We start from the raw sequence: 26,396 nt of genomic DNA, 5'->3' as shown, positions 1-26,396 counted from the left end.
ATGCCCACAGAACTCCCTGCAGGGCTGCAGGAAGCCCTCCGCGTGGTCGGCGGACAGGCTTGGCCCGAAGGCGACGAGGACGGGCTCAACCGGATCGCGGACGCCTGGAAGAAGGTGGCTTCGGACATCGTAGTCCTACGCGACGCCATGCAGACTTCGGCCGCCGATGTCTCGCGCGACATGCGCGGGGACTTCGCGAACGCCTACCGCAACTACGCCGAGACCAAGGTCGAGGACAGCCTCTTCAAGTTGAAGCAGTCCGCGCAGGAGCTGTCCGACCTGGCGCGCAACACGGCGGCGGACATCCAAGCGGCGAAGATCTCGATCTGCGTCCAGCTCGGCTTCGTCGCGTTGGCGATCGCGACGACGTTCATCCCGATCATCGGTGGGCTGATCTCGGGCGGGATCGTGGCGACGGTGCGGTTCGCGATCGGGCAGATCATCAAGGGCGTCGTCATGAACATCGCCAATAACGGCGTCAAGAGCGTCGCCACCAATGTCGCCAAGAACATCGCGGCGAGTGTCGTCAAGAACGTCACCGTGTCGTCCGCCAAGGCCGCCGCCACGAACGTCGCCAAGAACGTCGCTGTGAATGGCGTTATCGGCGAAGGCCTCGCCATGGCGATCGAGGGTGGGACCCAGCTGGGCCAGATCGCGAGTGGCCAGCGTACCGACTGGAACGAGGATCGCCTCAAGGGCGCGGCGATCAGCGGGGCCTTCGGTGGTGTCGGCGGCGGGGTGGCACAGTCGGCGGCGGACGGACTGGGCAAGGCCGCCGCGCAGGGAGCGTTCGGCGAGGCGGTGAAGGAGGGCATGAAGTCCGCCACCGGTCAGGTGACCGGCGCGACGATCAACGCGGGCCTGCAGGGCGTCGGCGGCTACGCGGGGGAGAAGGCCGCCGATGCGGCGCAGCGGCATGACCAGGCCAACAGCTATTCGTTCACCTCCGCGATGGCCGGCGGTTTCGGCAAGCTCGGTGGTGGCAAGGCCGGGCACATCAGCGAGCAGCAGGCCCACGACGTGGCCAAGGCAGGGGAGACGGCGGGCAAGGCGGCCGACGCGACGGCGGTCGGCTCGGTGAAGACCGAGACCCTCGGCCCGGACTCGAACGCCGAGACGACGTCGGTCAAGACCGAGTCGTCAGGTCTGGCGAACACCAGCGGAGGCTCTCCGGCAACCGGCACGGGCGAGGAACTACCCGCCTACACCGGGTCGACGTTGCCGGGTTATGCCGAACAGGGAGCCGGGAACGACGCCGGGAACACGGCGAGTCACACAGAAACGGTGGCGCAGCAGCAGACCTCCGGTGTATCGGGGGGCAGCGGACAGCAGACGGCTGCTGAAGCCGGGCAAACAACGGTTGAGCAGGCCCAGGTCACCACCGAAAAGCAGCAACCGGTCACCGAGTCGGGCACGGACAAATTCTCCTCGGCCTCGACCACCAGCGATGGCACCTCGCAGTCGGGCACGGACGCGGGAACGACGACCGACGGTCTCCAGGCCGTGTCCTCGGACCTGGACCAGAAGGCTGCTTCCGAGATCTCGAATGTTGCGCAGGGACTGTCTGACGTGCAGCACCAGGGCGTTGGCGCGCACCTGGACACAGGCCTCGACCAGGGCACTGGCTCGGAGCACGCGGGTCAGGTGCAGACTGCCACGCAGCATGTGGGGACTGCGCAGGAACACGACGCTGCAGGGGATCAGGGCGTTAGTTCGGAGGGCGTGGGGCAGCAGACTGGCTCGCAGCACCAGGAAACCGCAACGCAGCACGGCAACAGCCAGCACGACGCATCGAACCAGCTGCGTCAAGAGATTTTTGGTGAGCAGGGCACCGCCACGCACCAGGTGGAGCTTCCCCAGGAGGCCGGATCCCAGCACCAGGACGGTTCATCGCAGCATCAGACCCCCACACCGACCGAGCAGCCCCCTGGGACGACGAAGCAGGTCACCTCGCACACCACTGAACACGAGGTGGAAACACGCGCAACCCACACCGAGTACGGCCAGCCCGGAACACCGGTCCACTCGACGGAAGCCGTTGCTACGAAGCAGGAAACAACGGGCGGTACCGCGACGAAGTCGACGGTCCAATCCAGTTCGGACATCTCCAGTTCGCACTCCTCGACGGAGACAGCGTCCTCGCACGCCGCGCAGACTTTGGCCATCTCCGGTGAGAGCACGCAGAAGCCGGGCACGACCCCGTCCACTGCGCAGCACGAGACGCTCGCCCCAACCCTGGACTCCACCCCGAAGCAGGAGACCCGCGCGACTCCGCCGGAGCACTCAACAGAACAAGCGAACACAACGCAGCAGACCACGCCGCCGGTGATGCTGCTGCTGCCAGATCAGCCGACTGCGAACCACAGCGCGGCCAACCAGCCCACCGGGCAGCCGACCGGCCAGCGAGGCCCGGCCCCGACCACCTCGCCGACCAACGTGCCGCAGCGCCCCGCCACGACTTCCACCGGTGTCTCGCACACTGCGAGCCAAGGCAGTTCCCACACTCCAGCCACCGAATCGCGCCCCACCACGTCGACCGCACAAGGACAGAAACCCGCAACCACCGCAGCCGCCACAACCGGCGACACCCGACCCGCGAACACGTCGAGCGGGCCGTTGTCAGAGAAGGCCATGGGCAAGCAGCCGATGCGGTCGACGCAGTCGTCGAGCGACCACGTTGGTGGGAGCAGTTCGTTTGGACCGAGCCGCCCGGTGGAGGTCGGTGGTTTCGGCGCGGACTGGCGGGGTGCGCTGCGGGAGGCGTTCGGCCGCGAGTTGACCGACGAGCAGTACGCGGCGTTGCAGAAGTACGCACATGCTCGGGAGGCGCGTGATGTGCTTGAGGCGAATCCTGCACGGTCTGCTGCCGGTGGTTCGCAGAATGCGCCGAGCTTGCTGCAGAGCGCTAGCGAGGCTGATGCGCGGCTGGCGGATGCGCAGCAGCAGTTGGATGCTGTCGAGCACGGGCTTCGGCAGCTGCTTCCTGATCTGAACCAGGATGTGCTTTACGCTCACTACCAGAATGAACGCGCAAAGTACTACGCCAAGTTCGGCCGTGCTCCCGGTGGGAGTCCATGGCCTGTTGGGGATCAGAGCGTCGCTCCTGGGCAGCTGACCGGACCCCCAGGGGGCGAAGCCGGGTCGTCGAACTACACAGCACAATCCACTTCGGACGGTGGGACGCTGGCTGGGCAGGCTCCGACGCGGAACACGAGGAACTGGCGGGTCCCGGCCTCGGGTACGCCCCGGCGCATCGCGCTTGAGCAGGCCGTTGCCACGGCCCGCGAACTCGGCATGAAGACGACGGATATCGAGAAGCAGTACAATATTGCCGACAGTACTGCGAGCCTCCTGAGTTCTGCAGGGGGCTACCGGAAACATGCTGCCGGTTCGGGCCGGTCGAGTGTTTTTGATGTTCAGTCGCGGGCGTTGCTGGCTGAGCGGTTGGGACGTGCGCCCGATGCGGTGAGTTCTGCTGAGCTGCGGGCGTGGCAGGAGTACGTGAGTGCTCGCGTGGATCGCGATGTGTGGCAGGTTCTTCGCGATCAGGCCGGCCGTTTCGGCGCGGACGTGGAGCGGGATTCGGCCGCGCTGCGGTTGGGTGAGGCCCAGATGCGGTTGGATAATGCGGCGAGCGGGCTTGGTGGGTTCGTGCCCGATCCAGCTGGGCTGTACCAGAATTATCTGGACAAGCGTGGTGCGGATGTGGTGCTCTCGTCCACTTCGAAACGGACCGTGCCGGATGATCTCGCTGATACCGGTAGGAAGTGCCAGGAACGGTGGGAACCGTCTGCTGATGTAGTCGGCAAGATTGTCGATGACTACGTGATTCGTGGGAAGAGCTTGCAGCAGCTCGGCCGGGAGCATGGTCGCGACATGGGCTCGGTCAGGCGGATACTCAAGCACGAGAAGGTACAAATTCGTTCTGTCTCGGAGCAGAGGGTCCTGGACGGGCAACGATCGTATGCGGTTCGGAGTGAGTTCGCGGAGGCTCAGCGTCTGCCTGGGTTTGATCGCGACAGTGCGGTGCGCGCGATCGCTGAGAAGCACGGTTTCCCGACGGACTATATCGAGCGGGTGCTGAAGGTGGGCAAGCAGTCGTGGTCGCAGGAGCAGTTGGGTGCGTTCCTGGAGCACGACCAGGGCGATTTCCTGGTGTCGGGTTCGAACGAGGTGAGTTCGCAGGTTGGTCCGTCGGCTGGGGAGCAGCAAGGGCCCGCGCTGGCGACCGGGGCCGATGAGGTGGATGTGTCGGCTTCGCACCAGCAGATCGACGAGGCTGGTTCTGAATACCGGTCGGAAACTCAGCATTCCGAGCATCGTCCCTCGAGGAATCCTGCGGGACCGACAGATATGCAAGGGATTGTGTCGTCTGCTCATGATGGTCGGTCGGACGGTGTTGGTCTGGGTCAGGGGTCGGTGGGGTCGGGGGGTTTGTGGTCGCAGGAGCAGTTGGGTGCGTTCCTGGAGCAGGACCAGGGCGATTTCCTGGTGTCGGGTTCGAACGAGGTGAGTTCGCAGGTTGGTCCGTTGGCTGGGGAGCAGCAAGGGCCCGCGCTCGTGGAGCGTCGACCCGGGGAAAGGTATGGTGCCGTCCCGGCCGGGCAGCTCGAATTGGGGGCGGATGCTGGGCACCGGTCGCCGCAACAGGTCGATGCCGGGGCTTTCGCTGAAGATGTGGTCATGGCCGAGGACGGCCTGGCGACCGGGGCCGATGAGGTGGATGTGTCGGCTTCGCACCAGCAGATCGACGAGGCTGGTTCTGAATACCGGTCGGAAACTCAGCATTCCGAGCATCGTCCCTCGAGGAATCCTGCGGGACCGACAGATATGCAAGGGATTGTGTCGTCTGCTCATGATGGTCGGTCGGACGGTGTTGGTCTGGGTCAGGGGTCGGTGGGGTCGGGGGGTTTGTGGTCGCAGGAGCAGTTGGGTGCGTTCCTGGAGCAGGACCAGGGCGATTTCCTGGTGTCGGGTTCGAACGAGGTGAGTTCGCAGGTTGGTCCGTTGGCTGGGGAGCAGCAAGGGCCCGCGCTCGTGGAGCGTCGACCCGGGGAAAGGTATGGTGCCGTCCCGGCCGGGCAGCTCGAATTGGGGGCGGATGCTGGGCACCGGTCGCCGCAACAGGTCGATGCCGGGGCTTTCGCTGAAGATGTGGTCATGGCCGAGGACGGCCTGGCGACCGGGGCCGATGAGGTGGATGTGTCGGCTTCGCACCAGCAGATCGACGAGGCTGGTTCTGAATACCGGTCGGAAACTCAGCATTCCGAGCATCGTCCCTCGAGGAATCCTGCGGGACCGACAGATATGCAAGGGAGTGCCGTGCGCTTCGAACACGTGTCCGGTGAGCACGTGTCGTACATGAAGCGGGGTACCGAGGCGCGTGCGGATTTCGCCGCGGAGATCGGGGCGAAGTACGAGGCTGGTTGGAAGGTCTCGGAACTCTCCAAGCAGTACAAAATCAGCGAAATGAAGATCTATGGCCTGCTTGACGATGCGGGTATCAAGAGGACGAGGTTCCGGAGTGCGCCCTCCACCGAGGGTGCGACGGCCGGTGCAGGTTCCAGAAAGCGGCCGAGAGCCAAAACCTCTGCACATCTTCCCCCGAAGGGAACCGTCGAGCGCTTGGACCTCGCGAAGAAGGTCAGTGCGGATAAACACAAGGGTGCCTCGTGGCGGGACCTTGCCGACAAGTACGAGATCAGCGAAAGAAGTCTGCAGAGACTTGTTGATGGGGTCCAGAAGCAGGGTTTCCAAGTAGAATCTGAAGCGCAGTTCGTCGAGGACGCGCCGGCTTCCGGTGGGAGCAGTTCGTTCGGGCCGGACCAGCCGATGGAGATCGGTGACTTCGGTGAGCACTGGAGAGCGGCCCTGAGGAAGGCGTTCGGTCGCGAGTTTACCGACGAGCAGTACGCGGCGTCGCAGAATTACGCACATGCTCGGGAGATGCGTGATGTGCTTGCGGCGAATCCTGCACGGTCTGCTGTCGGTGGTTCGCAGAACGTGCAGAGTTTGTTGCAGAGTGCTAGAGAGGCTGATGCGGAGCTGGCGGATGCGCAGGAGCAGCTGGATACCGCTAAGCACCAGCTTCAGGAGCTGCTTCCCGATCTGGACCAGGATGCGCTTTACATCGACCACCAGAATGAACGTGCCAAGTACTACGCCAGTCGCGGCCGTGCCCCTGGTGGGAGCCCGTGGCCTGTCGGGTCTCAGAGCGTCGATGCTGGGCAGCTGACCGGGGCCCCGGGGGGCGAAGCCGGGTCGTCGAACTACGCAGCGCAGTCCACGTTAGACACTGCTGCGAATCATCAGCTGGACTACGTGAGCATCGACATGGGCACGGACGCCATCGAGCTGCAGGAGCTTCACCACGACACCGCGCCCCCGGCGAGTCCGGAGACGCAGCACAAGCAGGACCTGGTGGCCACCAACCTGGTCAAGGCTAGCGATGTCGACGGGACGAGGCTGCGTGCCGACCTGGACAGCGCCATGACCGAGCTCGGGGTGGACGAGCGGACGCGGAATGCGTTCAAGGCGGCTTTCTCGGACGTGCAGCTCAAGGACGACTTCACCACGCTGTCCGAGGAGGGCGTGACCAAGTCGATCGGTCACGGCCCGGAGGCCGTCGAGGTCACCGTGCGCACCCGGCTGGTCGGCGAGGAGTCGCCCGTCGCCGGGCCGGTGCCGGGCGAATCGCAGCACGAGGTGGAAACCTCCGGTGACTACGGTAAGACCTCCGACGAGAGCGCTTCGACGGTGCGACGGGAGAAGGGCGTCGACCTCACCGGCATGTTCGGGCTCGGCACCACCAATCCGATGGGCGCGGTGGAGGCCGGCGGCAGTGTCAAGGCATCTGCGGTGCCGGGGTGGAAGTTCGGCACCGATTCGGCGCTCCAGCACTCGGCGGAGTTCGAGCTGTCCGCCAACACCCGCTCGACCCGACACGACCTGCGGTACGAGATCACCGTCACCTGCCACGACGGAACGTCCACCACGCGAAGCGGTACGCAGGAATCCGGGGTTGAACTGACCACGCCGGAGTCGCTGCGCACGGCAACCGAACCCACCCCCGCCACGGAGGCACGCGTCCCGCATCCGCAGCACGTGCACACCGCGCACGTGCGCGGCGACAACGGCCTCTTCGGCAAGATCACCGGCGCGCTACCAGAGAACTCCCCGCTGCGGCGCGAAATCGGCACCGTCGGCTCGACGGCACGCGGTCAGCTTCGCGAGGCGGTCAGCGGTGGCGGGCTGTCGCTGCGGGCCGGTGACCTGCTCGGCGGTCGGACGATAACCAAGACGCTGCAGTACGAACACCTTGGCCAGACGCGCACCGCCAACGTCCACATCACCGCCCGGCCGCACTCCCCGACGCGGCTGGACGCGTCCGATGTGACAGTCACCGACCGCAGCGGTGCGAAGACCGAGCACGCCGCATCGGAGCTGACCAAGCAGAGCACCGACGTCCGCTTCGGCGGTGGGGCTCTGGTCGCGATTCCTCGTGCGCAGGACGCGAGCTTCGCGGCCGGTGCCCGCGGCGACGTCAACGTGCAGGCGAAGGTCGGCGGCACCGGTAGCGACGAGCACACCGCGAAGAACACGACCGGTGTTGCTTCGGCGTCCGAGCACAGCGGCTCGCTGCGGGCCTACCGGACGGCGTTGGACTACGACGTCCACGTCGACTTCGATGATGGAAACAGCGTGCACGTCGGTGCGCACACCGTCGAATCGGGTGCCACGGTTTGGATGAGTCCTGAGCACGCCGCCGCCAATGGCTGGGATTCTCCGGTGCAGCACGCGGAATCGTCCGGTACGCGGTCGAATGCCCCGGAGTTGAGCACCATCACGCCGTTGAGCGTGTTCGGCAGCCGGATCGAGTTCGGCGGGGTGGACCAGATGGCCACCGAACTGCACCAGATCCTCGACGGCGACTCGCTGCCGCCGCACGATGGCCTGGGCCACCAGCCGCCGCACATCAGCAAGAACGTCGACCGGATCAACGCGCTCATCACCCCCGACTCCTTCGCCGCGCACGGCGCCGATCTCGTCGGCGACGGCTGGTCGTTCGTGCTGCCCCGCGAGACCCACCTGGGTACCTCCACCGGCACCGAACACGTGTGGGTCCGCATCCGGGCCATCCCGGGGCGCTACGAAGCGTCGCCGGTGCCGCTGCCCGACGGCGGCGAGCTCAAGGGAGAGCTGACCGCTTCCGCGCTCGACGAGCACACCGCCAAGACCAAGGGGAACTGGCTCGGCACCGGTGGTTTCGGCGGGGTGATCCCCACCGACCCGAACTTCCCGCTGCGCACCGCGCAGATCTCCGGCAGCTACACCCGCAAGATCGGCGACTTCGAGCGGACCGTGACGGTGACCGCCGGGCACGAGAACACCTCGTCCTGGCAGACCGGCACCCGCTACCAGAACACCCAGCGGGTGCACTACCACATCGAGGTGTTCGGACCGAACGGCCGCATCGGCGAGCGTTCCTTCGCCGCCGACGCGACCTCCGAAGTGCCCGTCGGATCGCGACCGCCTGGCGGACAGGCGGGGGAGCCCCCGTCCACGCCTGCCGCGGAGTTCCGCGACCACAACAGCTCCACCCCGCTGCGGCCGAACGGCTGGAAGCAGGCCGCGCTCTCCGACGACTACGCCGTGCACAGCCTCAACCTGCCGCACGGCATGGCCGAGAAGCTGATGCGCGAGATCAAGGCGTTCGACGGTCTCGGCGACGACGCGGCCGCCAATGACCCACTCGGGCACCTCGGCGAGGACGGGGTGATCGCTGCCAACCGGGTGCACACCTTCGCCGGGCCGACCGAGGTCGGGGCCAACCTCGACCGAGCGGTCACCGGCACCTACCACGCGCAGGTCGAGCGCTACCGGCAGGGCGAACTGGTCACCGGCTATTCCAACAGCCTCGGCGAGGCCGCGATGAACCTGTCGCTGAGCAACGCCAAGGTGATCGACTACGCCGAATCCGTCAGCCTGGAACTGACCGCGAAGAACCAGGGTTCGACCACTCGCAGCGAGTTCGCCAAGACCGCGTCGGACACCTCGCTGGACGGGAGGTCCAACGCGCGGCTCAACCAAACCGCAACCACGGTGCCGCAGTGGACGCATACCACCGCCGAAGAGTCCGGGGCGGGTAACGCGGCCTCCCACGCGCACGAGAGCGCCAAGACGCGCACGTACCGCGGGCCCGGCTATCTCGTCTCCTTCGACGCCAGCATTGTCCTCAGCGGACGAAACACCGAGCATGCTGTCGCGCTGGTGGGCGACTCCTACAGCAAGTCGCAGTGGACGCATTCCCAGGTGGACGCCTCAGACACGATCCGGGTGTGGGTGCCGGCCGACCAGATCCACCAGATCGGTTCGGACATCGAGTGGCACGTCGAACGCCCGCAGCACGACGATGCGCCGCTGCAAGTCGAGGGTGGGCAGTTCACCGAGCCCGACTACGCCAAGCTCGGCGACGGTTGGGTGAACGTGCGCCCCGAGGTGACCCGAAACCTGGTGTCCGGCCTGGCCGGCGCGCTCGGCACGCTCACCCACGACCAGCTCCCCGAGGCAGTCCGGACCAGCTTCGTCGCCACGCTCTACCACTCGGCCGCCAACCTGGTGTCCTCGGCGTACTCGTGGCTGATGGACCCGAGTGCGGGGCGGCTGGACTCGATGGTGCACTCGCGGCTGCTGCCCGCGCTCGCGCCGTCGGGGTTGAGCGCACTGCACGCCGACATCGTCGGTGGCGGGCTGCGCACCACCTACCACTACGTCGGACCGCTCGGCCGCAGTGACATCATGATCACGATCAAGGGCACCGAAAAGCCGGGTCGGGTCGAGGGTGTCTCCGACCACTGGACGCTGAGCGAGGAGTCCAAGAGCACCGGCAAGCTCACCGAGCAGCGCACCACCGCGACCACGCACACCGAGCAGGGCCAGGCGGTCTTCAGCGTCTTCCCGGAAGGGCAGATCCAGCGCAACCCCGGCACGGCCGCCGTCGGCGAAATCAGCCACAAGTCGCAGGTCACCGTCGAGGACTCCACCAGCACCGAGACCACGCACACCAGCGAGCGGACCGGGCGCACCGTGGCGTTCGTGCACGACCTGGACCTGACCATCACGATCGAGAAGACCTCCGGTTGGGGCCGCCTGCCGCAGAGCCTGTCCTTCGGCGTGCTGGACCGGCTGTTCCCGGCCACCACCGCGGAACCGATCAAGGTGGACGTCGAGATCAGCGACGCGGTGCGCCGCCTCGTCCCGGAATCGGACTCGCTCGGGCTCGAGCAGCTCCACAACTCCGGTATTCAATCCACAGTGGATTGGGCGGCGCCCAAACACGAGCTGTCGTCGGGGAGCCGCGCGATCGTTCGGGCGACGGGCGTTCGCGCGGAGATCGACGCGCTACTCGCCGGTGGACTGGGGGCGGGTTCGGAGGGCAGTCCGGCGCCGTCGCTGTCGGCCGGTGCGACCGACACCCGCCACTGGATTTCGGCGATGACCACGCAGAGCGCCCTGTCCGCGGACCTCGCGGCGGCGATGAGCGAGGGCGGCTACCGGATCGAAGGACTGGACGCGGACCGCTACTTCGAGGCGGGCGCGCTCAACCACGGCCAGCTCAAGTCGTTGACCCTGCACGCGGAACTGCGCAATCCGAAGATCACCGCCGCGCAGGAAGGCAGCTTGTTCGACAGCAAGCAGACCAGCAGCTCCGCCCTCAAGGTCGAGCAGAGCAAGACGCTCGCCGGTGGCACTGCGGTGCGCATCGGGATGGGTGGGCTGCTGTGGAACGCCAACCCGGCCGGCCCCGGCCCCGGGCAGATCGGGCGCATGGCCGGGGAGTTCGCCATCAAGGGCCCGGCGGCGCAGAAGGTGGTCACCGACACCAGCGAGGTCGGCGGCAAGACCGCCGAGCAGGAGCACTCCCTGGTCGGCAAGACCTACCTGGTCACCAGCGACGCGACCTGGTCGATCACCCCCGAGTACCGCGGCTCCAACGTGCCGGAGCACTGGACGGATCCGCGGGTGGTGCGCGAACCCGGCGGAGCGGTGTTCTGGACCGACGAAGCGGGCCTGCGCTCGCTGGGACTGGAACCACCGGAGCTGCACGCCGAGTCGCAGCCCCTGCCACACGAGGAAACCGCCGCTGAGGATGGGGCCACCAGTCAGGATTCGGACGATGCGGTGCACGAGGAGAACAAGGCCGATGGCGGCGAGCAGCCGCACGAAGTCGAGGACGGCAGCAGCGATCAGCAGCAGCCGGTGGAGCACGACTCGGGCGTGGTAGCCGAGTCCGCCGGCCAGCCGTCACTGATTTCGGATTCCTCCGATGCGGCGTCGACGTCGATGAGCGACTTCCTCGCGCCGCAACGCGCCGACGACGCATCGACCGGACAACCTCACGCGGACGAGTCGCCACAGCACCAGGTCGATCACGGACCGGAAGAGCACACCGCGGAATCGACCGCCGAGCACCAGTCCCAATCGAACAAGGGCAAGCAATCGTGGAACCCGGCTCAGGACGCGGATTCCACGCGGTCCGACGAAGCACCAGCCACTTCGGATCACGGCGGCTTGGTCGAGGCGGAGACCGGTGACGCCGCGTGGCACCAGTACCTCGAAACGCTAGGACGGGAACACCCGTCGGAGGCGGGGGCACCGGCTACCAAGGCCGCTGCGTGGGCCGCCTACGTCACCGCGATGGCCAAGCAGAACCTGGCTGCCTACGACCCCGCGTTGCGGGGTGTGGGCGGTTCGCACACCGCCCCCATCGAGATGGCGCGGGCTCAGCGCAGCGTGGCGCAGGCCGAGACCGACCTCGCGGCAGCCGAGCGCGGAATGCGGGCTTGGGGGCTCGATCCGCACACTCTGCTGGCGGAATGGGAAGCCACGCGGCAGAACCACGGCGATGTCCTACCGACGGGCTCCTCGTCAGTTCCGGACGAACCGCAAGGCCCGGCCGAGCGCACTGAGCAGGTTCCCGGCACCGACCACGTGCTCACCACCACGCTGCACGGTAGCCGCGCCGGGGAGTACGTCCTGAGCGATCGCGACGGCACCGTGCTGGTGCAGCGGTTCAACCTGTTCGAACAGGGGGAAGCCGCCGGTTATGTGGCCGTGGACCACCGGGGTGGAAGTCCCACCGCCTGGCTCTTCGCGGCCGATGACGCCAACCCGGTCGAACTCGGGTATTCCGAGGCGAATCACGATTTCGGGGCGACCTTCCGGCTGACCGAGCTCGCAACCGGTGATTTCCGGGAGTACGACCTGGCGACCCGCACCGTGGTGCACCAGTACTTCGGGCTGCGCGGGCAGGAGACCTTCGGCGGCATGTGGCACGACCTCAGGACCGGCCAGGTGATCGTCACGGACGGGCTCGGGCGGGCGCACGTCGGACTGGGACGCAAGCAGACCAATGGCAACATCTACGTCAAGCTTCCCGACGGGGATTTCGTGGCAGATCCCGGCAACGGCGCGGTGGTCGCACAGTACCTGAGCGACGCCGTGCACCTGGGCACCCCGAGCGAGCACCCCAGGCCGTTCTGGGCCGACGGCCACGATATCGACGTCGAACCGGCGGAGCGGTGGCAACCGGCCTTCGTCGATCCCCATGGCCGATTCACGCAGCTCAGCGCGGATTCGCGCTGGTGGCGATTCGTCGATCCGCAGGGACACGTGACGCTCTCCCAAGTCGTGCGCCCAGGCGAGCAGACCAAGCTGGTCGGCAAGCTGGTCCGGACGATCGAGGCGGTAGAGGACGGCGGACCGCCGGAAATCCACGTGAAGTACGAGTGGTACCGGGTCGACCTCGGCACTCCGGAAGCTCCCGCCACCGCCTTCGTCGGCGTTTCGGATGCCGGGGCATCCCATCCGCTGTGGCAGCACGAACCTACCGCGGCGCCTGAATTCGACCCGTTGCAGGCGGCGGTTCAGCGCCCGTCCGAGGCCACCCAGATCGTGCCGTCACCGCTGTGGCGCGCTGACCTCGACCTGTTGCGGCGCTTCGATCACCGGCCCTTCGAGACCATCTTCGAAGAGGGCTTCGCGCCCCTGCGGCCGGAGAACTCGTGGCCACTCGGAAATGGCCGCAGCACGGAAATCGACCTGGTGACTTACTCCGCGCAGAACCACGTCCGGTCGATGTTCGTCAGTACCACCCGGTGGCCAGAAGGGATCGAGGATCATCCCGGCACCCTCTACGACATCGACGCTCCGGGCGGGGTGGATGTGAACGCCACTTTGGGCGCGGCGTCGCGCTACCCGGAAGAATCCGAAATCGCTTTCCCCGGCGGGCTCAGGCGGCAGTTCATCATGGGCGCCGAAACCCCGGACGAACCGGAGTGGTACCTGGTCAACAAGCACTACGACCCGCTCGGTCCGGCCGCGCCGCTCTTCGGCGAGCCACCGATCATCCAGCTGGAGAACCTCGTCACCAGCGAAGGACCCGCCAAGCCGTCGACCGGGATCGAGGCGTGGGAGCAGTACGTGCGGGCCCGCGCCGAGGTGGATCGCTGGACGAACGATCCGGCGTGGCAGGAGGTCGGCGAGTCCAGCTCGGGTTCGGTCGCGAAGCAGCGGGCGCAGCAGGAACTGGACGCGGCGCGAGCCAGGTTGCGCGAGGCCGAGCAGAACCTGCGCTCGATGGGCGTCGAGCACCCGGACGCAACGCTGGCCGAGCAGCGGGCGCGGCAGGCCGAGGATCGGGCCGGCAGGGACGCGGCCGGTCATCCGGGCGGTGGCGCGAGCTGGTCGACCCCGGACCAGCGCTTCCACGTGCAGACCGATGAGAACACCGGGGCGACGCTCACCACGACCCTGCACGGTCGTCAGGCTGGCGAGTTCGCGCTGCGCGACGCCAACGGGTTGGTGCTGCAGCAGCGGATGAACCTGCTCGACGCCGGCAAGGAATCGATGGGGCACGTGGTCATGGACCGGCGTCCCGGGATGAACGAGGCAGTGCACTACCTGCCCGACGGCACCACGCGGACGCTGCGTTGGGAACCGTTGTCGCAGACGGAGTTCCGGCTGGTCGAGGCGGATTCCGGCGACTACCTGAGGTTCGACGCGCCGACCCGCACGCTGGTCGAGCAGCGCTCCGGCATCTTCCACGAGCCGAACCCCGAGTCGGTCCAGGAACAGAATGTTCCGCAAGCGGAATCCGCTCAATCATCCACCACCGATGGTTCCGATCGGCAGCCCGACAGCGCCCGGAATGATCACACCGCGCGGAACGAACGCACGCAGTTCCCGGATAAGCATGAGGCGAAACTGCGCGGCGGCTCGCGGGACGCGTGGCAGCCGCCGGGCGGATCTGGCCACGACGCGACCGGCGCTCCGGCCGAGTCGTCCGTTTCCCGAAGCCCGCAGCACACCGACATGGAGGTCGATCTCGTTCCGGCGTACGCCAAGGTCGATGACCTGTCCCGGTACGGGTTGGCAGACGGGGACGCGGAGGCCTTCGACTCGCTGTTCAACTCCGAGGACTTCGCCAGCAGCGAGTACGCGATCGGCAATTGGACGATTCGCGGTCAGTCGATCGACGACATCCATTTCTGGGGCGCGGTTTCCCAAGACGGCAGGTGGATCGGGGTCGTGTCCGACCAGCCGGGCTACTCCGTATGGCATTGGTACGAGCAGGACAAGGGCCTGGTGACCACCTCGCTGTTCTCGATAGGAGGCCCGGCCAAAGCGGAACTGGTGAAATTGGAGAACTCGTCGTCGAACACCTCGTCGACACCGCCGATTCCACCGACCGCAGCGTCATCGTCGGACCCCACGCCGGATGCGTCGTCTACGTCGGTCAATCCCGGTGAGCAGCACGACGATCCTGATTCGGACCCCGTCGCTGTCATGGGCACTGACCAGCACGGCTTGCAGTGTCCGCCGTTCGGTGGGGAGAAGAACCACCTCCTGCACCCGGTCGACGCTTCCGGGGGTTTCGTGCAGACCGAGCCCGGTATCACCGCATACCGGTGGCTGGACGAGCATCCGGCCTTGGCGTTGGACTACGGACTTCTGCCCAGGGACGCGAGCCGCTCCGACTCACTCAAGTTCCACGTCAACGGACTCGGCTACACGCAGTTCGTCTCGACCACGATCGATCCTCGTTACCACCACAACGATCGTCGCTATCGCTACGAGATCCACGCGTCGCAGCCCGGGATCGACGTTCGGAAAACCTTCGGCGCGCGCGACATCGACTGGTTCGCCTTGGAACGGGAGAAGGAGGTGGCCTTCCTCGGGCCGATTTCTCCGAAGGACATCGTTGAAGTCATCGAGATGGTCCGCGGCGACCACGGGTGGGAAAAGCACGTCGTCTGGACGGCGAAGGGCGATACCACGGACACCGATCCGACGACGCCGAACCAACGACCTGCGATCCGGAACCTCCGAGCGGGCTCGGACGAGGAAGCGATGACCCTCGCCAAAGACGTGGTCGAAATGGAGGTCCTGGCTTACCAGGCCGAGCGGCGGGCCACGAGGTCGGTGTTCATGGTGGACGAGTCGCAGCTGCCGAAGTTCCGCGAGGAACTCGCCGACGCCTTTCGGGGCGGTGATGGGGAAAAGATCGATCAACTGCGAATGCAGCTGCGCAATGCGCTGTACGGAAAGCGCACCGTCGCGGCGGAGTCGTTGCAGGGCGTAGGTATGGAGAGCAAACGGGCACGCCTCCCCGGCGCAGGACAGATCGAGTCGAAGGCCGCCCTGCAGGAAGTGGTGGAGCACGGGGAGCCCTCGCACCAGCAAGCCGCGGAATCCTCCGCAGCAGCGGCGAAGGCGGAATCGTTGAGCGACTCCCTCGCGCTGAAGCAGGAGGACGGCGGATCGTCCGGCGGGCACGGCTCGCAAGAGGTGATGTCCGAGAAGCGGCGAGGTAAGCTGCCGTGGACTCAGGTGCACGGGGGTAGCGAGCACGGTCTCGGCGGTGATCCGGCCACCGAATCCGCAGGGCACGGCACCGATGTGGACTCTTCGCCTCGCCGGACCGACCCCGGAACCGATGCCGCGACGAAGTCGACAACGGATGCGACCGGGTCGTTGTCCGAGGCCGAGCACGAGGCGATTGACGCCTTGGCCGACCTCGGATTGGATCCGCAGCGGGTCGCCGAGATCAGGGCCGAGTTCGTGGACCTGGCAGCCACCGGTCACCTGGAGGATCATTCGTCGCACCTCGCAGCCAACCCGGGGATTCGGGAGGCGTTGCAGGTCATCCACGCCAACCTCGACCGGATTCCGGAACCAGGTCGAGCCAGGGTGCGGGCCTGGGTGGCCGACGCGGTGCTGGCCACCTCGCTGGTGCCGGTCCGGGAAACCGCCCCAGCGGGACTGGCCGGGCTCGACCATGCTGCGGTGCGGCAGCGGTTCGCGGTGCGGGCGTTGACACCGGACCGCCTGGAGACCGCATTGGCGGAGATCGCCAAGAACTTGGAGAGCTGGAGCGACCCGTTCGAGACGGACTTCTCGTCGTTGCAGCACACGGACTACCAGCCGGAGGCGGGGCTGCCGCAGCGGCTGGCCCAGTTGTCGCTGGCCAACCTGACGCCGCAGGCGCGGCCGAAACTGCGGGACAGCGACCTGTACCAGCGGCTTCTCGGCGATGAGGACGCGCTGGTGGATTCGATGTTCGCGGCCGGTGGGCACGACACGCAGCATTTCCTGTGCACTTGCACGGCGGCGGCGCTCAACGCCGAGGTGTTGGGCAAGGTGCCGACCACGGCGGGGCTGCTGCTGGTTGCCCGCAACCTCGCTGACCAGGTGGCGCAACGGATCGCCGATCCCGCGAAGGAGCGGGCGCACCTGCTCGACGAACGCGACCAGCTGTTCGGCCGCACCATCCGCGAGTTGGTGTCCGACCGCGTCCAGGAGGCGCGCCGGGAATTCGACGACATCGAACGGCGCGCGTTGGAATTGATCGACAGCGGTCGGCGAGATCCTGGTGCCTGGGCAGATTTCAACCAGCGTTGGGGCCGCAGCATGCAGAAGCTGTCGGTCGTCATGGATCCCTCGCAGGGACCGGATTCCATCCCGGTACTGACCAACGCGCTGTTCCCCGGCCACTGGGGGTGGAGCGTCGGCATCTCAGCGCTGCTGATGGTGCTGGACAGGCCGTTCCGGAGGTTCGCGGGAATGGACGGTCAGGCGATGGCGGAGGCGCTGCGGAAGACGCTGCACCACGATGGCCGGATCCGGCAGGTGGAGTTCGCGAAGTGGGTCGATGAAGCCGGTGCGGCGCAGGCATGGCAGCGGGTGCACCGCAGCGGTGGCGTGCTGCTGCAGACCGCGACGCACACGCTGTGGCTGGAGGCGGTCCAACGCGACGGTCAGCAGGCGTTCCTGTTGCACGACCCCAAGAAGTCCCATCCCGACCACTACGGACCGCAGGCGATGCTGGACCGAGCAGGCCGGAGCAAGATGGTGGCGGAGCTCGTCGATCCGCCGTTCCGGCCGTATGAGGACAGCGGGTCCCCGCAGCTAACGGGCAGGAAGTCGCAGAGGTCTACATCGGACAATCTGTCCGCTGTGGCTGAGAGGTCGGATTCCGGCGCCGATTCCACTCACATCACGACCGGATCACCGGAGGAGCCGGGAGGATCCGGCCACACGCCGGCACAGCAGTTGGCCGAACACTCCGATGGTGCTTCGGAATCGGAGCCGCAGTCGACCGAGCAATCCGACGGCATGCAGGAGCAGCCGCCGGTCGAGCACACTGCCGGCATACCGGAGGTGGATGTGGCGGCCGAGCTCGCCGCCTTCGGGTTGGATGAGCAGCGGCTCGAGCAAGTGCGCGCGGAGCTGCGCGAGTGGGTGGGCGACGGCCGGGTCGAGGACTACACGGCCGATATCCTGTCGCAGCCCGAACTCGGGCTCGCCCTGCGGGAAATCCGGGCGAACCTGGACTCGGTGCCTGGTCTGGACGTCGCGCGGCTGAAGGCCCTGGTCGCCGACGCGGCTTTGGTGGCGGCGCTGGTGCCGGTGCGCGACGGTGTCATCCCCGGCTCGGCGCATCGCGGAACCGTCACCCGCAACGAGCGGCTGGCGGTGCAACCGCTGTCCCTGCCCGGGCTGCACGAGTTGCTGACCGACATCGCCAACGTCACCAGCGAAGGCAAAGACCCCTTCCGGGCCCGCGAATCGCTGCTGCGCCACTCCGACTATCAGCCCAAGCAGCGCGCGTCCCGGCGGCTGACGCAGCTGTCGCTGGTGAACCTCAACCCGCACGTCCGCCAGCAGCTGGTGCACGATGCGCTCTTCCAGCAGTTGCTCGGCAGCGAAACGGCCCTGGACAACGCCCTGTTCGGTGTCGCCGGCGACAGCTGGCGCGACCTGCTCGCCGAACACGGCCTGTCGGCCGGCACCATGCCGACCGCCGGCGGGCTGTTGCAGGTCGGGCGTGCGGTGCTGCGGCACCTCGACGACGAGCTGGCCGCGTTGACGGTGCAGGTCAGCCAAACCCCGGCAGGTCGGCCACGCGGCGGCAGCGGCGTCGACGAGTTCGTCCGCAGCAAGCTCGCCGAGGCGCGGGCGGCGTTCGACGAGATCGAGCAGATCGCGCAGGACTCCTTCGACAGCATTGAGCAGACGGCCTTGGCGTTCATTCGCTCCGAATCCGACGGCAACCCGGTCCACCACGAGCAGTGGGCCGAGCTGACCCGGGCCTGGAGCGGAACGATGCGCGCGATGCTGACGTGGGACGGGCCCGCGCTCGACGGCCTGCGCGGCGCGTTGTCGCAGGCGGCGACCGGAGGTGGGACGCGAGAGCCGGTGCGGGTCAACAGTGAAACCGACCCGGCCGGGCTATGGGAGCGGATGTTGCGCTGCGGCGGCGCGGTGCAGGCCAGGATCGGGGTGGATCGGCAACCACTGCTGATCCGGGTGGTCCGGCAGGGCGAGGAGCGCCTTTTCACCATCGTCGACGCCGAAAGTGGCGAAGCGCAGCAGCTGGGACTCGAAGCCTTCACCGGTTGGGCGCAGGAGCGCGACGCTGTTGTCACCGTTCCGGTGGAATCGACAACTGGTCAGGACGCGGGGACGTCCGATGTGGACCCTGTGACACAGGAGAACAATCCCGATTCGGGTTCCTCGGAATCCAGTGGCGAAACCGACACGGCGGATGATGCCGAGGAGCCCCCGCGGTCGATGCCGACGCGTGATGCTGCGCCCGCGTCGTGGACCACTGCGGAGTACCGGTGGTTCGGGACCGATCCCGTCAGTACCGGCCCAGGGGGCAGCACGACCAAGCAGCGGCTTGTGAATGGGCCGTTCGTGCATCGTGCGCCGGAGCAGATGATCGATGGGGGAGACCAGTCCTTCCCCCGGTTCCTCGCGGCGCGGCCGGCGTTGGTCGACGAGCATCCGCCGGTGCGGATCTCCGGGGACGGCACGCTGGCCATCGCCGCGCACGGTCACGGGGCCAAGGAGGTCTTCGCGACGCTGGAAGTGGTGCGTCGGGCGCAGGCCGACCTCGACCGGGTTGGCGGCGCGGTGCGGTTGCGCGTGGATGAGAGCAGCGGCATCGAGTTCGAATCGGGTGGGCGGACGAAGCGGCTCTACCGAGTGCTGCCGGACTTCGGGGACGGCGGGGTTTCGGACATCTCCAAGGAGTTCACCCGCGACGTGCTCGGCGCCTCGCCCACGCACGCCGTCCTCTACGACACCCGCCCGTCCGGCGCGGGCGGGACCGGCAAGCTCGCCACGGCGCAGATCAACACCACCAGCGACAAGGAGATCTCCGGTACCCACGAGCTCGCTGACGCGCTGGTCTCGGCCGCTGCCGAGCCGGAGCTCGCCGCCCCCGAGTGGGCCGCCGGTCAGGTGCGGCGGGGCTGGGACCAGCAGGAGCACGACTCCCCGACACCGGGGGAGGGCTACGGCCGGGCGTTCTCCCGCACCGGCTCGGGCAGCTCGGCGGTGGCCGCGAAGTTGGGCATCAACGAGCACGCTCGTCCGCGAGTCGGCGAGGGTTACCTGATCCAGCCGATCTCGCACGGCACCGACGACGACGGCGGCCGCCGGTTCTCGCTGGACTTCTCCGGTTCCGACGAGGGGCGCCGGGTCGAACGGATGCGGTTCTACCGGTTCGCGCCGGTCGTGCTGGAAAGCGCCGACGGGCAGCACCACATCGTGCTGGAGAACACCAGGCGGCGGGAGGCCGACAACAGGTTCCTGCGGACGGTGCTGGAGAAGAACATCATCCACTACGCAACGCGGGTGCACGAGCTCGAACAGGTCCTCGCCGAGGCGACGACGAACGAGGGTACCGGGCCCCGAGCGCTGTTCGCGGACAGCCTGCTGAAGGTGATCGAGCACCAGCAGCAGCTGGCTGAGCTCGGCGACCAGGATCCAGCGCAGATCGAGGGAGAACTCGCCGCGGCCAAGGGCAACGCGGTGCGTGCGCTGTCGGCGCTCAGCGGCGAGGAGTTCGGCACCAGCGGGGACCAGTGGTGGTTCGAGATGTTCGGCCGCGCGCCCGGCGAGTCGCTGTTCGAAAGCGACTCGCACCTCGGGGAAAAACCCAACGCACTGGTGCTGACGGTCATCCCGGACCACGACGACAAACGGATGCAGGTCGAGTTCGGCGCCGGCAGCACGCAACTGGACGAGTTGGCGACCGCGCAGACGCAGCGGTTCATCAGCAAACTCGCGGGCAACGCGGCGTGGCTGGCCAAACAAGGTGCGCCGCTGCCGCAGGTCCACATCACGGTGGAATCGCTGCCCGACGAACTGGGTGCGCGCGAGCAGCGCAGCGCGGCCGTCGTCCAGGAGTTGCGCAAGCACGCCGCAGCGTTGGGCTTGGACGTGGGCACGATGCCGGTGGTGATCGAACACCGCGTCCGCGATGTGGAGGCCTTGCGCGCGCAACGCAGTGAGTTCGGTTTCGACGACGATGAGCCGATCCGCACCGCCGTGCGGGTGCACGCGCAGCTGTCCGGGCCTGGTGCGGACAAGCCCGACCCGACGCCGCAGGAACTCGCCGAGCTGGCGCGTACCACGGGACTTCACCGGGCCCAGACCCCGCTGGGCAAGTACCTCGGCAAGCACACCGAGGTCACCACCGAGGAGATCGACCGGATGCGCGAAATCGTCCGCACCGCACGGCAACTCGACCCGGACCGGGGCGACGATCCGGACTGGCTGACCTCGGTCCGCCGCATCTCCGACCTGCAGCAGCGCAGCGGGGCGGCAGACCTCGATGCGCTCGTCCGGCAGGTCTTCGGCCTGGCCGACGACGCCGAGGTTCACCCGTGGGAACGGCGCCAACTGGCCGACCTCGTCCCGCACGCCAAGCGGAGCGGCCGCCCGGTAGCCCTATCGGACCTGATCAACGCCCGCAAGGCGCATCAGTGGCCGACCCCCGCCCCACCGCCCGAACCGGTCCCGAACGAGATCGCGTTCTAATGCCGCCCCGGACTCGGCCGGTCGGCCCGTGGCATATCCGGCACGGGAGGGTGCCAGTTTCAGTAGGGCGTTTCAAAATGGCTCCTGGCAAGCTCATCCCGAAGGCACTCGGAGCCCGATACCGACGCCGGTTTCGCGCGAAATCGCCACCCTGCCCTCACGTGGAGCGCCGGTTTCGCGCGAAAACGACGCCCTGCGTGCCAGGCGGTCGCGTCCCACGCGTGCCCGCGCACCATCCTGAAACGGCCCCTGATCGGGCAGAACCGACACCTGGACAGCGGCGCGGGCGGCAACGTCAGGTCAAAGACAGGCTCTCAGAGCAGGCCGAGGCCGCGGGCTTTGGCGATGGCTTCGATTCGGTTGCGGGCTTCCAGCTTCCGCAGCGTGTTCTGCATGTAGCCCTTGACGGTGTTCGGCGAGAGATACATCGCCGCGGCGATCTCCGTGGTGCTCTGGCCCAGTGCTGCTCGGCGCAGCACGTCGTACTCCCGGGTGGTGATCGGCCCGCGCTGGCGTCGCGGCGGCTGGGGCAGCCGGTCGCCGCGGGCGACCGCCAGCAGCGCGCGCGTGATGTCGCCGCGACCCGCGTCTTTGGGCAGCACGCCGTGCGCCCCGGCGTCCACGGCTGCGCGCACGACTGCGTGTTCTGGGACGGCGGTGAAGACGACCGTGCGGATGTGCGGGTCCCTGCGCCGCAGTTCGGCGATGATCTCGGGGGCGAGCAGATCGCGGAAGCGGTCGTCGAGCAGCATGACGTCCGGGTGCGTGCCGGCGCCCACCTCGATCGTTTCGCGCCCGCTGCCCACGCTGCCCACCAGCGTGAACGAGCAACTGCTGCCAAGCAGCAAGCCGATCCCGTACCGCACGACGGGGTGGCGGTCCGCGACGAGCACGCGGACCTGTGCGGAGTTCCTTCGTTCACCGACGTTTCGCGAGACGTCCATGGCAGCTCCGTTCCGAGCATCCGGGTGAACGGTCCGGCGAGGACGTGCCGGACCCGGCCGTACCGGGTGACCGGGTGGTCCGGCCACCCCTGATCGAGGCGGAATCAGTGCGCTGGAATCCCCGGGACATCGGTCACCCGCAACCCGGCGTGCACTCGATACCTGCGGTTGATCGAGATCAGGTTGGCGGTGAGCGCCTCCACCTGGCGGGAGTTGCGCAGCCGACCCGCGTAGATCCCGCGCATGCCCGGGATGGTGCCGACCAGCTCGATGACCGCATCGGTGGCCGCCCGGTCGTCGCCGACCACCATCACGTCCGTTTCCACCCGCGGCACCGAAGGATCCAGCAGCAGCGCCGCGGAAACGTGGTGGAAAGCACCGACCACGCGGCTCATCGGGCAGATCTGCTGGGCTTGCAGGCAGGCGCTTCCCTCCGGCACGTCGAGCGCGTGTGCACCGCGCTTGTCGAAGCCCATCGGGACCACGCAGTCGACGATGATCTTCCCGGCGAGTTCTCCGCCCACTTCGGACAGCAATGCAGCGTGGCTGTCCCACGGCACCGCCACGATGACCAGATCGGCGCGTGCCGCGCACTCGGTGTTGTCCATCCCGGTCGCGACGGGTAGATCGCGCGCGATCGAACGCGCTCGGTCCGCCGACCGGGAGCCGATCAGGACTTCGCTTCCGGCCAGGCCGAATCGGCGTGCCAGGCCGCGCCCTTGGTCCCCGGTGCCGCCCAGCACGCCGACCACCAGGTCGGCGATGTCCAGCTGGGCTTCCGCGGGGCTGCTCGGCACGGGGGCCTTCACCTTCTCCACTGGAGTTCCTTCCCGTTCTGGTCGGTGTGCGTGATCGGCAGGTCGAGGAGGTGCCCGAGGCGGTCCCGCTTCGCGGTCAGGTAGCCGATGTTGTGCTGGGTGGGCTGCGTTTGCAGGGGCACCCGCTCGACCACCGGGATGCGGTGTTGCTGGAGGGCGTCCTGCTTGTCCGGATTGTTGGTCAGCAGCCGAACGCCTTGAACGCCCAGCTCGGCGAGGATCTCCGCGGCGACTCCGTAGTCGCGGGAGTCGACCGGAAGTCCCAGGTGGGTGTTGGCGTCGACGGTGTCCAGCCCGAGCGACTGCTGGGCGTCGTAGGCCTGGAGCTTGCGCCCGATGCCGATCCCGCGCCCCTCTTGCCCTCGCAGGTACACCACGACACCCCGGCCTTCCTGGGCGATGGCGACCAGCGCGGCGCGCAGCTGCGGGCCGCAGTCGCAGCGCAGGGAGTCGAACAGGTCGCCGGTCAGGCACTCGCTGTGGATGCGGACCAGCACCGGCTCGCCACCGCGCACCTCGCCGCGGACCAGCGCGACGTGCTCGACACCGTCGGGTGCGCGGAAGGCGATCGCCTGGAAGACGCCGTGCGGGGTGGGAATCGCCGCTCGGCCCGAACACGCGGTTGCAGTGTTGTCCACCGCGGGATGGGACATCGTGCCGCCTCCCTGACCTGGGAACCCGGACGATGGCGCGCCCGGTGAGTGACTCTGCCGTGGATCACGGTAGGGACCGGCGGCGGCGAGATCGTCCGGACAATGAAATGTTGAGAATTACTTGATGTCGGTCTGATCTTGCCGGTCAACGCTGTTGCCGTGCTCACAACAACGCTGACCGCCGGCGACGGGCGGACGCTGCACGGCCTGCTGGCCTGGCACGCTACCTATGCACCGCGTCGCACGTTCCTGGCCTTCGAGCCGGAGCCCGGATGTGTGCGCACCACCAGCTACGGCGAGTTCTTCCTGCGGGCCCGGCAGGTCGCCGGGCTGCTCCGCGACGCCGGGGTCCGCCCCGGCGACCGGGTCAACGTGCACCTGACCAACCAGCCCGAGTTCTACGAGAGCTGGTTCGGCGCCGCGCTGGCGGGCGCGGTCCTGGTACCGACGAACCCGTTGGCAAGTGCGGACGAACTGGGCTTCGTGCTGCGGCACGCGAACTGCCGGGCGGTGATCACCGAGCCGGACCTGCGCCGGGTGGTCGCCGAAGCGGCGGCCGGAACACCGGTTTTCGTGGTCGGTTCCGGCGGTGCGGATGACTTCGACGCATGTGTCCGCGCCAGCTCCCCGCACGCGGTCGAAGGCACGACGTCGGAGCAAACGGCCAGCATCCTCTACACGTCGGGAACCACCAGCCGACCCAAAGGAGTGCTGGTCTCGCACGCGGCCTACGCCGCGGCCGGGGAGACGGTGGCCGGTCAGCTGCGGCTTGGGCCGGACGACCGCCAGCTCGTGGTGCTGCCGCTGTTCCACGGCAACGCCCAGTACTACTCGACGATGTCCGCACTGGTGACGGGCGCGTCGATCGGGCTGGCCCCGAAGTTCAGCGCCAGCCGGTGGTCGGCGCAGGCGGCAGCGCTCGAAGCTACGATCACCAGCCTGTTCGCGGCCCCGATGCGCATGATCCTGGCCGCGGAGCAGTCGGAGCACGACCGCGCGCATCGGCTGCGGGCGGGGATGTTCGCCCAGAACGTCTCCGAAGCTGCGCTGCGGGAGTTCGAAGGCCGGTTCGGCGTTCCGATGGTGCAGCTGTACGGGATGACCGAGACCGTTACGCCGCCCACCATGGGGCCGCTGCACGGGGATCGCCGCCCGCACAGCATCGGCCGCCCGGTCCCGGGAGCCGTGCTCCGGATCGTCGACGACGCGGGGCAGGACGTCGAACCCGGCGAGGCGGGCGAGCTGCTGGTCGGTGGCGAGCCGGGCCGGACGCTCATGACCGGTTACCTCGACGACCCGGACTCGACCGCGAAAGCGCTACGGGACGGGTGGCTGCACACCGGGGACACCGTGCGCGCCGACGGGGACGGCTACCTGCACTTCGTGGACCGCGCCAAGGACGTCATCAAGCGCTCCGGGGAAAACGTGGCATCCGCCGAGGTCGAACGCGTGCTCAACGAGCACCCTGCGGTCTTCGAATCCGCGGTGGTGGCTTTTCCCGACCCGGTGCGGGACGAAGCGATCAAGGCATTCGTGGTCCTGCACGCCGGCGCCGAAGCCACCGCCGAGGACCTGCGGCAGTGGTGCGCGCAGCGTCTCGCGAAGTTCAAGGTCCCCGAGTTCGTGCAGTTCGTCGACCGGCTGCCGCGCACCTCGGTGGGAAAGATCCAGAAACATCTGCTGCGCAACGAGTTTTCCGGCGATTCGCCGGAAAGGTGAAGGGAGAACCATGGAGTTCAAGAAGGTCGTCGGCGCACGGCGGTCGATCCGCTACTACCAGCCGTGGCGCCCGGTGGAATCGGCGAAGATCCAGAAGGTGCTGGAAGCGGCCCGCCTGCAATCCAACCACGGCAACGCCCAGCTGATCCGCAAGGCCGTCGTCGTGGTCCGGGAGGAGACGCCCAAGGAGATTTGGGACGGGCTCTGCGAGGCGCTGTACAACCAGCCGGCCGCGGCGCAGGCCCCGGTGCACATCTACTGGACCATCGACATGAGCGGCTGGGACAACCTGCGTCCCGAACTGCTCAAGCTCATCGAGGCCGGGGCGCTGACCTCCAGCTACGGCTGGAGCGAGCAGTTCGTCGACGACGTCGTGATGAAGACGCCGGACTTCAACGTGATGGCCGGTGACATTCGTTTCGCCGAATGGCTGAGCGCGATCGAGACGGGCCTTGCCATCGGGTCCGGCCTGCTCGCGGCCGTCGACGAAGGGCTGGGCACGGGCCTGCTGACCGGCAAGCGGGAGCGCATCCGCGAGCTGCTGGACATGCCCGAGCACGCCACCCCGGCGCAGATCCAGCTGCTGGGCTACCCGGCCGAGGACGCCGAGGCGGGCGGTCAGCGACCGCGCCCGGACTTCGAGGAGCTGTACTTCCGCGGCAAGTGGGGCGAGAGCTTCGAGCGCGACCCGGAGGTCGTGCAGGAGCTGGTCGATGCGGGTGCGATCCAGGCGTCCGCGCCGCAGCCGTGGCGGAAGGCGGAGATCCGCGCGCTGGCAGGGCTTTTCGGCCTGCCGGAGTGACGCGCCGGCGGCGATGTCGGGCCGTCGACATCGCCGCCACCCACCGCCGGAGTTCCACCTCGGGAGA

Annotated in this window: 6 protein-coding genes; 3 read left to right on the top strand and 3 right to left on the bottom strand. The window is 67.8% G+C overall.

Annotated elements, in window-relative coordinates:
- On the top strand, nucleotides 1–21,393 hold the full coding sequence (locus tag E1288_RS30265) for a scabin-related ADP-ribosyltransferase (protein ID WP_132491115.1): 21,393 nt from the start codon (nucleotides 1–3) through the stop codon (nucleotides 21,391–21,393).
- Between the two features lie 314 nt (nucleotides 21,394–21,707).
- On the opposite strand, the gene E1288_RS30260 is transcribed toward E1288_RS30265, so the two are convergent.
- The 3 genes from E1288_RS30260 to ribA all read right to left on the bottom strand — a co-directional run bounded on the left by E1288_RS30260 (nucleotide 21,708) and on the right by ribA (nucleotide 23,793).
- Nucleotides 21,708–22,337: a response regulator transcription factor gene (locus tag E1288_RS30260; protein ID WP_132491112.1), complete on the bottom strand. Its 630-nt coding sequence runs from the start codon at nucleotides 22,335–22,337 to the stop codon at nucleotides 21,708–21,710.
- Nucleotides 22,338–22,441: 104 nt separating this feature from the next.
- A complete protein-coding gene (gene npdG / locus E1288_RS30255) occupies nucleotides 22,442–23,155 on the bottom strand; it encodes an NADPH-dependent F420 reductase (protein ID WP_235883899.1) in 714 nt (237 codons plus the stop codon).
- On the bottom strand, nucleotides 23,143–23,793 hold the full coding sequence (gene ribA / locus E1288_RS30250; RefSeq protein ID WP_328592504.1) for a GTP cyclohydrolase II: 651 nt from the start codon (nucleotides 23,791–23,793) through the stop codon (nucleotides 23,143–23,145). Before ribA ends, npdG begins: the two co-directional genes overlap by 13 nt.
- Nucleotides 23,794–23,967: 174 nt before the next feature.
- Here ribA and E1288_RS30245 point away from each other — a divergent pair, with 174 nt between their 5' ends.
- Together E1288_RS30245 and E1288_RS30240 are read left to right on the top strand one after the other, a co-directional pair.
- On the top strand, nucleotides 23,968–25,527 hold the full coding sequence (locus E1288_RS30245; protein ID WP_132491106.1) for an AMP-binding protein: 1,560 nt from the start codon (nucleotides 23,968–23,970) through the stop codon (nucleotides 25,525–25,527).
- 10 nt (nucleotides 25,528–25,537) lie between these two features.
- On the top strand, nucleotides 25,538–26,329 hold the full coding sequence (locus E1288_RS30240; RefSeq protein ID WP_132491103.1) for a nitroreductase family protein: 792 nt from the start codon (nucleotides 25,538–25,540) through the stop codon (nucleotides 26,327–26,329).
- Nucleotides 26,330–26,396 lie beyond the last annotated feature (67 nt).

This window comes from Saccharopolyspora elongata (assembly GCF_004348985.1).
Lineage (GTDB): Bacteria > Actinomycetota > Actinomycetes > Mycobacteriales > Pseudonocardiaceae > Saccharopolyspora > Saccharopolyspora elongata.
This window is presented reverse-complemented; position numbering and strand designations above follow the sequence as displayed.